Annotated in this window: 8 protein-coding genes and 1 pseudogene; 7 read left to right on the top strand and 2 right to left on the bottom strand. The window is 47.2% G+C overall.

Features of this window, described 5'->3' with window-relative positions:
- Positions 1–333: 333 nt before the first annotated feature.
- From AAHF22_RS03250 to AAHF22_RS03225, 6 genes are all read left to right on the top strand, one after another.
- Complete coding sequence (locus AAHF22_RS03250) at positions 334–2058, top strand: hybrid sensor histidine kinase/response regulator (RefSeq protein WP_347323520.1); 1725 nt, start codon at positions 334–336, stop codon at positions 2056–2058.
- Positions 2059–2665: 607 nt separating this feature from the next.
- Positions 2666–4636 (top strand): ribosomal protection-like ABC-F family protein, encoded by a 1971-nt coding sequence (abc-f, locus tag AAHF22_RS03245; RefSeq protein ID WP_347323519.1) that lies wholly within the window; start codon positions 2666–2668, stop codon positions 4634–4636.
- Between the two features lie 638 nt (positions 4637–5274).
- Entirely contained in the window at positions 5275–6306 is a 1032-nt protein-coding gene (pheS, locus tag AAHF22_RS03240; protein ID WP_347323518.1) for a phenylalanine--tRNA ligase subunit alpha, read from the top strand.
- Between the two features lie 69 nt (positions 6307–6375).
- Complete coding sequence (pheT, locus tag AAHF22_RS03235) at positions 6376–8817, top strand: phenylalanine--tRNA ligase subunit beta (protein ID WP_347323517.1); 2442 nt, start codon at positions 6376–6378, stop codon at positions 8815–8817.
- A gap of 601 nt (positions 8818–9418) precedes the next feature.
- Positions 9419–12979: a cell division protein ZapA gene (gene zapA / locus AAHF22_RS03230; RefSeq protein ID WP_347323516.1), complete on the top strand. Its 3561-nt coding sequence runs from the start codon at positions 9419–9421 to the stop codon at positions 12977–12979.
- 411 nt (positions 12980–13390) lie between these two features.
- Complete coding sequence (locus tag AAHF22_RS03225; protein WP_347323515.1) at positions 13391–14332, top strand: serine hydrolase domain-containing protein; 942 nt, start codon at positions 13391–13393, stop codon at positions 14330–14332.
- A 401-nt stretch (positions 14333–14733) separates the two neighbouring features.
- Here the strand turns inward: AAHF22_RS03225 and AAHF22_RS03220 are convergent, their stop codons facing one another.
- Complete coding sequence (locus AAHF22_RS03220; protein WP_347323514.1) at positions 14734–16134, bottom strand: MFS transporter; 1401 nt, start codon at positions 16132–16134, stop codon at positions 14734–14736.
- Positions 16135–16388: 254 nt separating this feature from the next.
- Between AAHF22_RS03220 and AAHF22_RS03215 the strand changes: the two are divergent.
- Positions 16389–16682: pseudogene (locus AAHF22_RS03215) on the top strand (ArsR/SmtB family transcription factor); the annotation flags it as partial.
- A gap of 713 nt (positions 16683–17395) precedes the next feature.
- Here AAHF22_RS03215 and AAHF22_RS03210 read toward each other — a convergent pair.
- Positions 17396–17815, bottom strand: a complete 420-nt coding sequence (locus AAHF22_RS03210) for a cupredoxin domain-containing protein (protein WP_347323513.1) — start codon at positions 17813–17815, stop codon at positions 17396–17398.
- Positions 17816–18108: the final 293 nt, after the last annotated feature.

The raw sequence follows: 18108 nt of genomic DNA, 5'->3' as shown, positions 1-18108 counted from the left end.
TGTTAGGCGCAATTTGTGCTTGAGTGAGCATGATAGCTTCATCGCTCACTGTGCTGGTATAGCTACTCTATCGCATTCCATACGGTAAATAGAAGTACGTCGTATGAATGAATCTAGTTAACGTTTACGAATGGATCTGGTTAATCTATAATGCTGGACTCGCAATGAACACCGTCGATTGCATCTATTTCATTTATCGCATATTATTCACAATTTTAATAATTGATCTGTTTAAGGATTGGGTAAATCATATATAATACCATTGGAACTAGGATAAAAGTCCTTCTTTCTAAATCGGGTAGAAGTTTTAGATTGCTTGGGGAAAGGTGAGCCATGAGTAAATATTCCTTTTTTAATGATGCAGTCGAGGCAGCGGGTCATATTACCGATGTGCTTGGCAATCTTTTAAAGGTTAATACAATCTTTGTTGCTAGCAATGATGGAGAGAATAACCGAATTTTGAAAGCTTTTAATCGCGAAGAAATGCTAGTCAGTGATAATCTGGTTCTTCCGCTACGTGATACGTATTGCAGTCTTGTATCGGGTAAAGCCGTATACATTCCACATACGGTTGAGCATCCTTCTACATGTATGCTACCTGTAACACAAGGGATGGGTGACCATTCATTTATTGGATTTCCGGTCGTGAAGCAAAATGGACAGCTATTTGGCACGGTGTGTGCACTCCATGCACCAGGCTATGTATTTTCTAAATCCGAAATTCAGGCGCTTCATTCGATGGCAATCTTTATGAGTTACGTGGTCGAGCTGGAGAAGCGGATCGATCAGCAAAGTGAAATTATTGAATACGAGCAAGAACGCAATGAAGAACTACATCGTGATAAACAGCAGGTTGTACAACAATATGATGATTTGCAACAGGTGAAAGATCAGCTGGATTTGAAGCTACAGCATAAGTCGGACACGCTTGCTGTGCTCAGTCATGAGATTCGTAATCCGCTGAATGGCATTTCTAGCGTCATTGAATTGCTGGAAACGACAGGACTAACCCCAGAGCAGCATGCGTATATCCAAATTATTAAAAAAAGCAGTCATACGTTAATGGATCTGCTGAACAATGTGCTTGAGCTGAGCCGATTGGAATCGGGTAAAATGACAGTCGAAAGCGAATTATTCGATCTGCCTACACTTGTGGAAGAGGCAGCCTATGTGTTTGCGGCGAAGGCGCTGGAGCGCAATATTGAGCTGATTATGGATATCGAAGAAGAGATTCCTTTATTATATGGAGATACACGCAAAATCCGTCAAATTTTGATCAATTTGATCAGTAATGCTGTCAAATTTACCCATCAAGGAGATATTCTTATTCAGGCAACCGTGATCTCTGAACATGAGGAGCTGCTAGATGTACCTTCAATCGTATCCGAGCCGCGTGTATCGTTACAGATTAGCATTACCGATACCGGAATCGGAATGGAGCCGAAGCAGCTGGAGCGTCTGTTTGAACGTTATTACCGTGCAGGCTTACGTGAATCCGCCTATAATGGAACCGGATTGGGCCTGGTGGTGTGTAAGCAATTGATTGAATTGATGGAAGGGCAGATTGAGGTAAAAAGTGTACATGGTGAAGGTAGCATATTTTCCTTTAATTTGCCGGTATTGCGCCACGAGCTAACCACACCATCCTTACGCCAGCCCGTATTGCATGATAAACAAATTCTACTTATCGATGATAATGAGAAAATCCAGCGCTGGATTGGACGACTCGTCGACGATTGGGGAATGCGTTTGCTTGCTACGAATAATGGGGAAGAAGCGCTGCACTGGCTCGATAACGGCACGACGCTTGATGCGGTGCTGGTCGATTATGAATGGATGAAGTTGCAGCCAGAGTCGCTACAAGCGGCATTGCGAGAACTATATGAAACGAAGGGCGTAGCTGTTATTTTGTTAGCATCGCTTGGCACGGTAATTGATGAGGGTGCTCGTAGCTGGTCGACGAGTGTCGTTGTGAAGCCAATGCGCCGGATGTATTTGCTAAATGCACTTATTTTCGCATTAACAAATCAATCTGATTCGATCAGCCCTATCGTGTAAACGGGCTGAACGGATGAATAGTTGGCATTTGGGGTAGCTTCTGCTACAATAAATGTGTCTATTGGAGAAACGATAGACGTATTCCGTAGAAAAGAGAGGTAACCATTTGTCTGATGAAGTAACAATACGAACGTCCCCATGTACAGAATATGTTGTACAGGCAGTCAGCCATTCGTGGCCGATGCAGCGGGATTCGTATGTGCATTTTCATCGATACGACAAATGGGAGCTTTTGGACGGATTATAGAAAATGCAGGCTAATGACAATCATCGAATTAGCTATTGTATTTTCGAGTTTAATCCGAACCAATATAGACAAATTAGCGAATAGAATCTCTTAGAAGCAATAGCTGAATACAGAACAGCAATGTAGCTGTGTAGGAGCTGATTGTGTAGAGAATGACTACGCCGAAATGTTGGTTTGCTGCACGATTAAACAGGGATAGCTATGACTAGCGTTTTATCGCTCATACAGTCTATTCTTTCCTTTCCCCTTTGTGATCGCTTGAAACTAGTGGCATATCTGAATGATTGCTGATCGACCGCGTGGCTGCTGCCGCGCGGTTTTTTGATATGTCCTGCGAATGCAGGGAGGAGGACGATAACTATGACAACATTAGCGATGATACGTAATGTGGCGAAAGATTGGAAAGGTACAGCGATTTTTGAACATATTCATTTACAAATCGAGAGCGGTGAGCGATTAGCGCTGCTTGGGCCAAATGGTAGTGGGAAGACAACGCTCATTCGCATTCTGATGGGTGAAGAAAACCAGACTGCCGGTGAAGTGGAGCGCTTTTTGCCTTTGCAGCATTGGGATTGGATGCGGCAGGAAGAAGGCGAGGTTGCGTCTGAGGTGACGGTGCTAGACATGGCTCGCCAGGGGAAAAGAGAGCTATGGTCGCTTCGGCAGGAGTTAGATCAGATCGAACGACAATTGAATGGTGAATATGCTTCGACCATACAGGATGAACATATGACCGGTTTGCTGGAACGATATGGTCTGCTGTTGGAGCAATATGAACAGCAGGATGGATTTCACTGGGAAACCGAAGTGGAAAAACAACTTGCTCGGCTAGGTATTGGCTCGCAGCTATGGTCGCGTCCGTATGTCAGTCTGAGCGGCGGACAGAAAACGAGAGTTCGACTGGCGGCAGTATTAACGCGAGATACACAGTTGCTTATTTTGGATGAACCGACGAACCATTTGGATGTGGAGACGATGGAATGGTTGGAAGAGCGGCTCAAACAGTATACTGGAGCGTTGCTATTTGTATCACATGATCGCGAATTTGTGGATCGGTTAGCAACGGCAGTAGCAGAGCTTTCTCCCGACGGCATCACTGTATATAAGGGAGGTTATGTCGCTTATCGTGAGCACAAACAGCGCGAGCTGCGTGCACAGGAAGCACTATATAAAAAACAGGAGCAACAAAAGCAGGCGCTTCAGGAATCGATTCGGCGGTATAGCGAATGGTTTAAGCAGGCACATGCCGGAGCGTCCAAGCAAAATGAGGTTAAGATTACGGCGAGCTTTTACAAAGCAAGGGCCAAAAAAAATATTTCTCGCTATCATGCCAAACAGAAGGCATTGGAGCGTTTGGAAGCCGAGCGTGTGGAGCGTCCACGTGATGCGGATCAGTTGCATTTTGAGCTGGAAGCCAGCGAGTTTCGTGGGAATACGCTGTTGGAGCTAGAGCATGTGTATTTTGGTTATGATGCTCAACCGGTTAATGATACCTACTCGGAGCATGGGCATCCAATCAAGCCAGAGCAATGGCTGCTGAAAGATATAAGCGTGCAGCTACATCGGACGGAACGCCTGGCGGTTATCGGACCGAATGGCAGTGGCAAGACCACATTGCTGCGTTTGCTACTGGATCAACTGGAGCCGAGCGAAGGGCATATTTATCGTCATCCAGCGCTTAAGGTAGGCTATTTCTCACAGGAGCTGGAAGGGTTGCCACAGGAGCAGACGTTGCTCGATAGTCTATTAGTGCTGCCGGGCATGACACGAACCGAAGCGCAAACGATTCTGGGCTGCTTCCTGTTCCGGCGCGAAGATGTACACAAAACGATCGCTCATCTGAGTATGGGGGAGAAATGTCGGGCAGCGCTCATTCGACTGTATTTTGGCGGTGCGAATGTACTGGTGCTGGATGAGCCGACGAATTATTTGGATATTTCCGCTCAGGAAGTGATCGAGTCGGTGCTGCAAGATTTCGGTGGTACAATTGTGCTGGTGTCTCATGATCGGATGCTGGTGCGCCGGCTGGCGAATCGTTTGCTTATGCTGGACGGAAAGGGCGGCTATGAACTATTTGACGGCAATATGGATGAATATGAGCAATTTCATACGCGCAGACAACGGCAGGAGCAATCCGGTGGTAAGCAGGGCGATGATCGCCGGATGTTGTTAGAGCTACAGCTTGCGCGCTTAATGGCAGCAGCCGATCAGCAATCCGCTCCGTCCGGGCTGGCTGTAGGTGAACGTTCCGAGAGCGAGCAGCAATTGCAGGCGGAGATTCGGGAGCTGCGCCGTGAACTAGAGCCATACAAATTCGGTAACAATCGTTGACGGCACGCAGGGAAGTTTGTACAATAAGGTGTACATTATACGAAACTACATTTCGTGTAAAAGAAACACGTTGAATGTTCACTGCTATAGCGGTATGTTTTCGTACAGCACCCACAGAGTACAGTGAAGCACATGGATATCTGCAACGATGGAGACAAGTACACAGCACTGCCTTACAGGGATGAAATGCCATAGATTGAGAGCATTTTACAAGGAAAAGGCTGTCGAAATTCACTCCGGAGCAGCTTGTTGAACGAAAGTATTCAGCATCGATCATGCAGTCGCTTGCATGGCTCGTGAATGGTGCATTGAGAATACAATTCAGTAGGACAAGCCGGTTAACGATCCGTTATCATCGTTTTGAGCGAGAGACAAGCGTTGTGAATGACGTGCCTGCCACCATCTGGTGAAGGTATGGATTCGGCGGTTCAATTGGCTTTGTCGTCCATGAAGATGGACCCACCAAGCGATTGAAATAAGCGGAATACCGTCAGAGCAGCATTGTTTCTAACAAGGGTGGTACCACGGTCTTTTCGTCCCTTACGGGAGAGAAGGCCTTTTTTTGTTGGTTTTCTTTAGAGTGGGAATAACAAAGAAGCTGGCAGGATTGTACAAGCACGCTGAAAGGGGATTTTATAATGAGCGAAACGGTTCAAATGAAAGAGCAGTTGCTAGCGCTGAAAGCAGAAGCGCTGGATGTATTGGAAGCAGTCGGTACTCCAAAGGAGCTTGACGATTTGCGTGTCAAATACTCTGGTAAAAAGAGTGCACTGACCGAGATTTTGCGCGGCATGGGCAAACTGAGTGCAGAGGAGCGTCCAGTCGTTGGGCAGGTTGCCAACGAAGTGCGTGAAGCGATCGAAGAAGTCATTAATCGCAAGCAGGAGCATTTTGTACGTGCGGAGACGAATGCACGTCTGCAAGCGGAAAAAGTGGATGTTACCTTGCCAGGTCGTCCATTGACACAGGGCGGTATTCATCCGTTAAACAAAGTGATCGAGGAGCTGGAAGATATTTTCCTCGGTATGGGTTATCGTGTAGCAGAAGGTCCGCAGGTGGAGACGGACTACTACAACTTTGAAGCGCTCAATCTGCCGCAAAACCATCCGGCACGCGATATGCAGGATTCATTCTATTTAACGGAAGATCTGCTGATGCGTACACAAACGTCTCCGATTCAGATTCGTGCGATGGAAGCGGCAAAAGGCCAGGCACCACTGAAAGTCATTTGTCCGGGTGCAGTGTATCGCCGTGATGATGACGATGCGACGCATTCGTTCCAGTTCCACCAGATCGAAGGTCTTGTGATCGACAAAGGCATTCGTATGAGTGACCTGAAAGGAACGTTGCTGCAATTTGCCCGTGAAATGTTCGGCGAGCAGACTGAAATTCGGCTGCGTCCAAGCTTCTTCCCGTTCACAGAACCAAGCGTTGAGGTAGACGTGACGTTCACGAAGAAAAACGGTGAGCGGATCTGGATCGAGATTCTAGGCTGCGGTATGGTGCATCCGAAAGTGCTGGAAATGGGCGGTTTTGACCCTGAAGTATATAGCGGTTTCGCCTTCGGTATGGGTGTAGAGCGGATTGCAATCCTGAAATACGGTATCGATGATATCCGTCATTTCTATAGCAACGATATGCGTTTCTTAAAACAATTTTCCCGCATTTAATACATGATACGGGTAGCATAGAAAGATAACGATCAAGCACATGATTCATGTTAAAGGAGTGAACGGACTGTGAAAGTATCAATGGATTGGCTGTCTCAGTATGTGTCTTTGGAAGGCGTACAGGCTGAAGATCTGGCTGAGCGCATTACACGCGCAGGGATTGAAATCGATAGCGTTGAGTCCCGTAATGCGGGCATTACGACAGTTGTAGTAGGCTATGTGAAAAGTAAGGAAAAGCATCCCGATGCAGACAAGCTGAATGTGTGTATTATTGACGCTGGACAGGGAGAAGACTTGCAAATCGTGTGCGGCGCGAAAAACGTAGATGCCGGACAAAAAGTACCGGTTGCACTCGTAGGCGCAAAGCTGCCAGGCGATCTGCATATCAAAAAAGCGAAGCTGCGTGGCGTGCTGTCACAGGGGATGATCTGTTCTGCTAAAGAACTGGGCATTAACGACAAGCTGCTGCCAAAAGAACAGCAAGAAGGCATTCTCGTTCTGCCTGAACAAACGGAAATCGGTACGCCGATCGTAGATCTGCTCGGCTTAAACGATCAAATTCTCGATTTCGACCTGACACCGAACCGTTCGGATTGTCTGAGCATGCTCGGTGCAGCCTATGAAGTGGGCGCGATTCTCGGTCGTGATGTGAAATTGCCTGAAGTGCAGTCCGTTGAAGGCGGCGATGCCGCAAGCAATCATATCTCGGTTGCGATTGAAGCGACAGAAGCATGTAGTCACTTTTCCGCACGCTATATTAGTGGTATCAAGGTGGGAACTTCTCCACTCTGGCTGCAAAATCGTCTGATTGCCGCAGGTGTGCGTCCAATCAACAATGTGGTCGATATTACAAACTTCGTGATGCTGGAATACGGACAGCCGCTGCATGCTTATGATGCAGACAAGCTGAACAACGGTGCGATTGAAGTGCGTATGGGTCGTGAAGGTGAAGTATTAACGACGCTGGACGATCAGGAGCGCAAGCTGGATGAGCGTATGCTCGTGATCGCTAGCGGTGGTACAGCGGTCGGTCTGGCTGGTGTGATGGGCGGTGCCGATAGTGAAGTATCGCAAGGAACGGTTAACATTTTGCTAGAATCGGCACGCTTTGATGGCGGTACGGTACGCAAAACATCCCGTCGCCTCGGACTGCGTTCCGAAGCCAGTCTTCGTTTTGAAAAAGAAGTGGATGCAGCTGCTGTGGTGCCTGCGCTCAATCGTGCGGCTGAACTGATCGTGCGTTATGCGCACGGTATGATTCATGAAGGTGTCGTCGAGCAAGTCGTTAGCGAGCCACAGGAACTCACATTAGAACTGTCGCTAAGCAAACTGAACAGCTATCTCGGCACAGAGTTGTCACTGCTGGAAGTGAAAACGATCTTCGCTCGTCTGCAATTCCCTTGCGGCGATGTAGCGCATGATCTGATCGAAGTACGTGTACCTACACGCCGCGGCGACATTACACGTGATGTTGATCTGATCGAAGAAGTGGCACGTCTATATGGCTATGACAACATCCCGACGACACCGATTGAAGGTGCAACGACACCAGGTGCCCTGACAGCACCACAACGTCTACGTCGTACCATTCGTCATCTGCTTGTCCACGGCGGTTATCAGGAAGTAATTAGCTACTCGTTCACTCACCCGGATAAAAACAAGCGTTTCCCACAGCTACGCGGCAATCATCATGATGTAGCGCTGGCAATGCCAATGAGTGAAGAACGTAGCGTACTGCGCACCGGACTCGTCTCCCAGCTGCTTGAGATCGCTTCGTACAACCGTAATCGTAAGCAGGAAAATGTGGCGTTGTTCGAGATCGGCATGGCATTTTTCAGCGAAGAAGAAAAGCTGACCCGTCAGCCGCATGAAATTCCGCTGCTTGGCTTGCTGCTTACCGGTCGTCGTCAGCCTGCTCAGTGGAACACGTCCGCCGAGCGCGTGGATTTCTTCGATATTAAAGGCGCACTGGAAGGCGTATTCAGCTATCTGGGTATTCAGCCGAACGTAACGTACAAAGCGGATCAGCCAGAAGGCTACCATCCAGGGCGTTCAGCGTCCGTCTATCTGAACACAGGTACACAGGAACTGCGTATCGGTACCATCGGTCAAATTCATCCAGACATTCAGCGTGAATCCGATCTGGAAGATACGTATGTCGCTGAGGTCGAGTTGACACCGTTGTACGATCATGTGAACGGACAGATTACGTATCACGAGCTGCCGCGTTATCCTTCGGTACAACGTGATATCGCTGTTGTCGTAGACGATGCGATTCCAGCTGGCGATCTGACCGCGTCCATTCGCGAGTCTGCGGGCGAACTGCTGGAATCCGTACACGTATTCGATGTGTTCAAAGGCGAACGTCTTGGCGCAGACAAGAAGAGTGTGGCGATTGCGCTCGTTTACCGTCATGCCGAGCATACGCTGACTGATGAAGAAGTAACGGCAGTACACGATGGTGTGCTGGCACGTCTGTCCGAGCAATTCGGCGCGGAGCTGCGTAAGTAAAATATAAGCTATTTTACTAATGCAACCTGTCCATATAACTAGCGTTTTTCGTTGAACTGCGTGTAGAGATTAGTTAACACTTCACATGCAAAATGTTTGGCTAAGGTATAAGCTTTTTTAGGAAAGCCTGTGTTAGAAGCTCGCTCACACGTAAAGGAATAAATAAAATGCTTCTTTTTAGACCGAGCATAAATGTACAAATAAACTACAAGATATAAACTGTCTTTATTTGTAATAACTGCCTTTGTGTAGTTGCAGATGAAGCAGGAAATGGTAGAAGCCACATCGAATTCGTCGTCGATGTGGCTTTTTTGTTCATCCGGCACTAGAATATACAGAAGGACATTTTGTACAATGGGATCAGAGACATCAGGATGAACATAAACCCACGAAGCAGGCTAACATACATGTGCACAAAGATGACACTATTGTGCAATGGAATAGGATGCGCTGTTATTCCTTTTTAAAGGAAGGATAGACAGCGATAAAGATGCCAAATGTTGATGGGAACGCTGATGCTCCGTCAACATTTTGTGCGTATACCCGATATAAAACGTTACGATTACGTATAGATAGCATGAATGCAAAGGAGGGCAAGGCTGTGACAACACCTGAACGGATTCGAGTCACTGTGAATATTTACGGTACAACATACAAGCTGGTTGGCAGCAGTGCCGACTACATGAAACAGGTAGCCGAGTATGTGGATGGACACATGCACAATATGGCGCAGGCACACAATCATCTGGACACCACGAAGCTTGCCATTTTGTCGGCAGTACATATGGCAGAGGAAGCGATTCAGGCAACGACGGATCGGTCTGAATTGGATGCAACGATGAATGAACGGGATCGTCTACAGCAGGAGCTGGAGCGATTGCATGAGGTGCAGCTCAAACAGCAGGAAGTGATTCGTAAGCTACAGGATGACGCTGCACTGGAGCAACAGGAGAAACAGCGTCTCACCGACGAATTGTCTGTCGCGAACGAGGAACTGCAACAGGTGCAGACCGATCTATCGACTGTACAGGGACAAAATGAAGTGCTGGAGCAGCAAAGCGCGGACTACCGTGAAACAGGCAGTCAGCTGCAAAACGAATTGGAGAAAGCACGCAAGCAGATTCAAGCGCTGAATGATCAGTATCAGAATCTGGAAACGAACAGTAAACAGGCGACCGAAGAACTGCAAATGGAGCTTATGCAGTCGAATGAAAATGAAGAACTGTATCGTCTGCGTAGCGAGGAACTGGAAGAGAGCATCCATACGCTTCAGCAGGCACACGATCTGGCACAGCAACGGGTGCAAGAACTGGAGGAAGATCATGATTTTACCCATGCGCAAATGGAAGAGCTGCGTGTGAAACAAACAGAGCTGGAGCAGAAGATAAGCCAGATACAGGAAGAGTCAGACACATGGCGCGAGCTATCTGTACAGCAGGAGGAAGAACAGCAACGCTTGTCTGCTGAGCTGTCCGCGAAAGGCACTGAATTGGAGCAAATCCAGCAGCAACGAACCGAGCTGGAAGATCAGTTACAGCAACGGCAATCCGAGCTTGCAGATTTGCAAGCTGAACAGGAGGAACGCCAGTCTGCAATCAGAGCGCTGGAGCAGCGTTACGAACAATTGCAGCAACAGGCAGAAGCAACAGAGGCTCAGCTAAGCGAACGCACCGATGAATTGGAACTGGCATTACAGGAAAATGCGATGCTACATCCGCAATTATCCGAGCTAAAACAGCAACAGGAGCAATTACAAGCCCAGCATACGGATACATTGCAACAACTGGATGAGGTACGTGGGCAATTGCAGCAGGCACAGGATGAGAATGAACAGTTACGTCTTGAGCTGGAGCAGCTACATGCACAATATGAGGAACGAATCACATTGCATAGTCAGACCGAACAGAAGCTGGCGGAGCAGGCGACACGTCTCGAAGCGCTACGTGAAGAAAATGGTCAGGTCTGGACTGAGCTAGGATCATGGCAGGATCGGTATAGCAGTTTGGAAGAACAGTATCGTGAGCTGGAAGCGAGTCTGGTACAGCGAAGCGAAGAGCTAGAACGTTTGCAAGAGAATAGCGAGCAGCTACGTACACAACTGGAAGTAGCCGAGCAACGTCGCGCAGCGTTGGAGGAGGAACAACAGCAACTCCGTGGACAGCTGGATGAGCGTCAGCGTGAACTGGAAAGTATTCGCAGCGAGCATACACAGGTATGGAGCGAGCTGGAAACATGGCAAACGCGTTATGCCGAGCTGGAGCAGCAGAGTGATGAAGCGCAGACAGCACTGCAAGTGCAGCATGAAGTACAGATCCAACAGCTGGAAACACGTTTGAACGAAACGCAGCAACAGCGTCAGCAATTGGAGCAGGAGCTAAGCGAAACGAGCGAACGTTTGGCAGTCGTACAGGCAGAAGCTGCGCAGGCAAAAGAAGAAGTGGGCACATGGGAACAGCTATCAAGTGAACAGCAGCAGCAGATTCAAGCGCTTGAAATGCGCCTGAATGAAACACAGCAACAGCGCCAGCAGATAGAGCAGCAGTTAAACGAGACAGGCGAGCATTTGACAACTGTACAGGCAGAAGCTGCACAGGCAAAAGAAGCAGCTAGCACGTGGGAACAGCTATCGAGCCAGCATGAGCAGCAAGTTCAAGAGCTGGAATTACGCCTGAATGAAATTCAACAGCACCGTCAGCAATTAGAGCAAGAGCGAAGCGAGACAGGCGAGCGTTTAGCAGTTGTGCAAGCCGAAGCTGCACAGGCGAAAGAAGCAGCAGACACATGGGAGCAACGATCCGGTGAGCATGAGCAGCAGGTGCAGGAACTGGAAACGCGTCTGAACGAAATCCAGCAGCACCGTCAGCAATTAGAACAAGAGCTAAGCGAGACCGGCGATCGTCTCACAGCCGTGCAAGCACAAGCTGCACAATTCCAGGAAGAAGCAGGCACGTGGGAGCAGCTGTCGGGACAGCAAGAGCAGCAGGTCGCTTCGTTGCAACAACAGCTATCTGCTCTGCATGAGCGCTATGTTCATTTGGAACAGGAGTTACAGCAACGTACAACCGAGCTGGAACAGCAGCTAGCTGCTCAAAACGAGCAAATCCAGCAGCAACAACGTCAGGCTGCGGATATCCGTGAGGAGTCAGACAGCTGGCAACGACTGTCGGAGAAGCATAAAGAAGAGCTAACTTCGCTACAACTGGAAATGCAGCAATTGAACGAGTTGTATGATGAGCAGCAGGCAGAGACGGAAGAAGCCCTGCGACTGATGACTGCGGAGCGTGATGAGCTGACCGTCCGCATCGATCAGCTGCAACAGCAACTGGAGGAATTGACTGTAGCTGCGGCAAGTGTACGCGAGGAAGCCGATACATGGGAGCAATTGTCCAGTCAGCGTGAAGTGGAAGTACAGCGCCTGCAAGCGCAATGGACCGACCTGCATGAACAACGCCAGAGCCTGGAGCAGCATACGAGTGAGCTGGAACAACAACTGGCTTCGCTTCGACAGGATCAAGCTGCTGTCCAGAGCGATCTGAACGAGTGGCGTGAACTTGCACGACAGCAGGAGGAAGAAGCAACACAGGCAAAAGGCGAGACTGAGCAGCTTCGTAGTGAGCTGTCCACCCGTGAGCAACAATTGTCTGTCCTGCAATCCCAGCAACATGAACAGGGACAATTGCTGCATGAGGCGATGCAGGATATCGATAGCTGGACTGAACGATATGAACAGCTGCAAGCTCAGCAGCGCCATGCGGTACAAAATGAGCAAGGATATCGGGAAGAGATTGCACGCCTGGAACAACAACTGGCTAGTTTGCAAACGGAACTGGAACAGGGACAAGCGCGATTGGCAGAAATGGAAGCTGCTCAACGTCAGCAGGATGAGCAACTCCGTCAGCTGGAATCAAGCGAACGCCAGTGGCGAGAGCAATATGAACAGCTGCACTCTGCCGAACAAGAACGCGGTGACGATTCTCACGACCTGCTGAACCAGTACGAGATGCTTACCCATCAATTGCGCATTGTAAATATCGAGCGAGATACGCAAATCGAGGAGAAGAAGCGCATTCAGCACGAACTGGAACAGCTGCGCGCGCAGCATGAGCAACTTCAAGTCGAGCATAACGAATGGATGGAGCTAATCGAGCAGGATCAGAAATAGAGATCGGATAGCTGTAAGGAAGGGAATTATGTTTATATGAGCACCTATGCCTGTAAGCGTAATGAACTGTAGGCAAGCTACTTTTATGTGCTAATCCAATCGATATCAAACTAATAGTAGTGACATTTAATAATGACATTTCAATATAGAATGCACCCTGCAAATGGACATTGGTAACCTATTTTGGTACACGAATGCACATTCAGGGTGCATCTTGATGTCAGAAGAAGTATTCTTTTTAAGAAATATAGATTTAAAGAAGTATAGATTTTAAAAAGGAACAACGATTCAACACAATCGATCAGGCTGTTGTAAGTTACAATATTACTGGAATGTAATGATATCGATACTATACATAATAACGAAGGAACGATACGTTTAACGTATAAGAAGCGACAGGGAGTGGTCAGATTGAAGCATTCTACAGATCGTCTTGTTAACTGGGATCATGGTCTATTGTCAGAATGGTTAGTGAAGGACAAAATATATAGCTGTTTAATCAGCGTGGATCAAAAGATCATCTATCAATTTTTTAAAAATAAGAAAATGGAAAAAAAGCAACACAAAGTAAATTCGTGCACGAAAAGTATAACGTCTTCTTTAATTGGCATCGCTTTTGACAAAGGAATGATCCCGGACTTGAATACGCCAATTGTTGACTATTTCCCATCCTTGTTAGAAGATCCCGATCAGAAAAAGCAGCTTATTACGATCGATCATTTGCTCACGATGACCGCTGGTTTTGATTGGCCAGAGATGGGCGAGTGGGGCGGATGGCCGCATATGATTCATAGTCAAAATTGGGTAAAATATGTACTTGAGCGGCCATTGATAACCGAACCGGGACAGGTGATGAACTATAATTCGGGTTGCAGCCAGCTGTTACTCGCTATTTTACAAAAAACAACGGGACAAAGCGCTCGCGAGTTCGCTGTTCATCATTTATTTTCACAGCTTGGTTTTAGTGATTTGATCTGGCATGAAGATCCGCAGGGCATCAACATTGGTGGCTTTGGACTTCATATGACTGTGCACGATTTACATAAGTTTGGCAGCTTGTACGTAAACAACGGAACATGGGGCAAAAAGCGTTTGCTGAGTGAAGAATGGATCGCTCGTACGACAGAACCCAAACATTTAACTTATCCGGGTTTTGGTCATTATGGACGACACTGGTGGGTATCCGAAGCGCCGCGTATCGGTAAATATTATTTTGCAATGGGTATGGGAGGGCAATATTGCTGTATTATTCCGTCGCTAGGAATGAACATTACGATCATAAGCGATACTTACGCAGATACGATGAAACCGCTGGAGATGATCCAAAAGATTTTGCTACAGCAGGCTTTTTAATGGATATACGATCGATGCGTGTACAGAGTAATAGTATTAACATACCATCAGCTTGCCGTTCTGATCGGTAAGCTGAATCTGGTGTACAGAGAATATTATTAAGATACTATCCTTTAGGCGTGTTCGCTGTGATTCAGGACGGCTGTTTTATTGATGTTTATGGAATCGACATTGCTCTAGTTATACCAGCTATATATAGTAAAACCCCGCGATCCCTTTTATTCTGAAAAAGGTTCGCGGGGTTTATTTTTCCTTTTAAACTTAGCTACTATTGCAGTAAAGGAGCGATATGCAATGGTGATGTATTACACACATTGCAATACAAAGGAGATTCACAATGGTGATGTATCGCTTAGCGCAACGCTACCATTTTCTATACGTTCTTATTTTATTCGATCCCATCAACCGAGCTGCTTACTCCCATTCAACATCCGCATCGTACGTAAGTACACATAAGACGAGATGAATGCGAGCAGCGCCATAATGACCAGTCCCCAGAAAATGTTAGAGTACGCAGCGGACAGCGACAGTCCTTTTTGCCATTCCATCGCACTGGAAGCGAGCGCCACACTGAATGCACCGCTGAAAAATTGCATTAACTGGAACAATCCCATACCTGAACCAACCTGCGAGGCAGGCAAAATGCGCGAGATTTCATTCGATACGCTACTGGATAACATCGAAAAGCTCAAGCTGTTCAGCAAATAAATAAACAAAATCGACAGCCATGAATTGCCGGCAAATAAGGCAAACAGCACAATAGCAAGCAACACCATTAGCGGTGCATAACGTAAAATCGACGAGTTGCCATGCTGATCAATGATCGACCCAATTTTACGAGAGGCGAAGATCGTTAATAATGAGCCTGGGAAAATAATAAATCCGGCATGACTGGCACTAAAGTCGAACCGATGCACTAAAATTTGTGGAATTAGGAACAGTGTTGCAAAGCTACACAGATACGACAAAATGCCAACTAACGATAATGTAACATACGCCGAGTTCGCCAGCAGTGCCGGCTGTACAAATGGCTCCGCAGCCAGGCGAATCCGAACGATGAACAATGCCAGTCCAACCAGTCCAATACCGAGTGCCAGCCAGGAATGGTTCGTCAGGAATAGCAGAATGCCGCTCGTGCCTGCTGCTACGAATAACGCACCAGCTGTATCAAACACGCCACGCTTCGGCATTTCTTTCGGTAAAAACAAATAAAACAGTGGCACTAACAGCAGGCTAATCGCCGTAATCAAAAACAGAAAACGCCAGCCCATATAATCAACAATGGCGCCACCTGCAACCGGACCAAGTCCGAGACCAAGCGATACGGCAGACATGATGAACGCCATCGCCTTGCCGCGTCGCTGCAACGGAATATAGCGGGTGAATAATACCATTGCCAGTGAAATAACCGCTCCTGCACCGATCGCTTGCAGCACTCGCATCGTCAGCAGCATCGGGAAGCTTGTACTGAACAGACCGCCGATTGCAGCCAATCCGAGAATGCTGAGACCAATCACAAGCAAACGCCGGAGCGGTACAAAGTCGGATAGTCGGCTATATGTAATAGAAGAAATGGCAAACATGATCGAATAGCCGGTTACGATCAATGACGAGACCGATTCGGTCAGTTGAAAATAAGCGGTAATTTTCGGCAATGCTAGATTGAACATCGATGTGTTCATAATAGCTATGACCACCGCCAGTCCGAGCAATACAGTGAGTAGCCCTTCTTTTTGCAATGTATTGTGGTTCACATCGTCCTTATCGGAAGCAGCAACAGATGTTGTTGCAGTAGTTGACATGGTAGTTCCTCCTGCATGATTAGAATATAGTTCGAATATCATCGAACAATTGAAATATAGCATGCAATGGTTTAAAATTCAATTAGAGATTTGTAAATGATTGTTAACGTAATCGCATAATCTACATGTATGTATTGGTATAAGGACGGTGCTCGACAGCATTTAGGTGATGATCATTTCGCTGCCGTAGTCATCAGCTGTAGACGTTTAAAGCTCAAATAGATAAATGTTTCCACTATAAAGGAGACCTGTTTATGAAAGTGTTATATCATCCGGATCGTCATGAGATCGAATTGACTTCGGTGCTGTATGCGCTCAGTGATCCGATCCGACTTCATATTATTTCGCAAATTATTCATGAGGGCGAAAGTCCATGCAACGCTTTTCAAGTCCCGATTGCCAAGTCAACGCTGTCGCATCATTTACGCACACTGCGTGAGAGTGGGGTTGTGTTTACACGCAGTCATGGCACACAGCGTTTGCTCACCGTACGGGTGGACGATCTGAATGAACGTTTTCCCGGCGTGCTGGACGCTGTGCTTGGGGCGTATGATGCCAGTGCTATATCGATACTGGCAATGGAAGCTGACGCAGCGAATAAGTCGGTTTCTACGGAAGATGGAGATTCTATTCCCCCAGCAAGTCCGTCCATGAAGAGTTCCCCTACAGCCATTGCTCCCACAGCGAACGCTGCCCCTATAACAAACGTGACTCCTATGGCAAACGTTGCTCCTACAACAAATGCTGCACCGAATACAGAACAATGATCGATAGACACAGCATGAACAGAGCAGACAAGCACAACTCATTTGTAAGCACATCTGTATTTATTGAGTATAGGATATGAGATGTAAACACAAATAAAACACGCAGTCATTGCATGAACGACTGCGTGTTTTTATATGTGATAGATGAATTACGCGATTTACGTTTTTTCTATAACCCCCTATATCTATATTTACAAGTTATAGATATAGAGGGTTAAAAGGATATTTAAACCAGACTACAGCGTGTACAAAAATTCGTATACGTGTAAGCAAGCCTTCACTGCGGGAAGAAAATAAAGCAATCTACAACCATCTCTTACTCCATACATTCCCGTGTGAGACGGGGAGCCGTTCCTTTGCTATTGTCTGGAGTGATGTCTGCCCCAGAAAAATAGTTTGGATACATATGCTATAGATGTAATGTAGTCTCATCTACATGCATGTATTGCTTGTACTTGCTAGAGCATACCCAAACTGACGTTGTAGCTCTTCGCTTACGCTTCGTCTACAATCAGCTTCGCAACCATCGTGCTATGACCGGAGCCGCACATGATTGAACATGCCATATCGAATTGACCGGCTTCTTGCGGAGTGACGGTCATCGTAGAATTGCTGGAATTTAGATTCACCTTCAACGCAGGAATAGCCAGACCGTGATTACCTTCTTCATTTTCAAAAACGATCGTGACCGGCTGTCCTTTTTTGACATGGTATTCCTTCTGGTCAAATGCATAGTTAGTCGCCTTCACAACGAGCTGTTCACCGCTAGCCGCACCATTTTCCGAAGTGGCTACACCGGTATCGGTCACACCGCTCTGCTGGCTGGAGTTTGTATTGCTTCCATTTTGTCCGCCACAGGCTGTTGTCAGCAGCAACATCGTTGCAGTCACGCCGACAAGAAGATATTTTTTCATCACATAGGCCTCCCTGTTAGTAGTAGTGTCGATTGCAATCCCTTTCATCATATCGTATACTGTCACCTCCTGTCATTCAAACCTTTTGTGAAAATTCAGTCACGGTGTATAATAGAATGGAATTCCGGTGCCCGTATTCATTGCGATAGGGCAGATCGAGACTGGAAATCGTCGTATCGGAACAGCTGTGATCATTCATTTCACTGTGGTTGCTAGGGGAAGGTTTTTATTCGGTGAGCAATAGACGAGGAGCAATAAATACAGTATGCAAAACTGAACGGGGAAGCGTAACC

The organism is Paenibacillus wenxiniae, from assembly GCF_039822605.1.
In the GTDB taxonomy this organism is placed as follows: Bacteria; Bacillota; Bacilli; order Paenibacillales; family Paenibacillaceae; genus Saccharibacillus; species Saccharibacillus wenxiniae.
The sequence above is the reverse complement of the archived record's forward strand: the minus strand, read 5'-3'. Positions and strand labels throughout refer to the sequence as shown.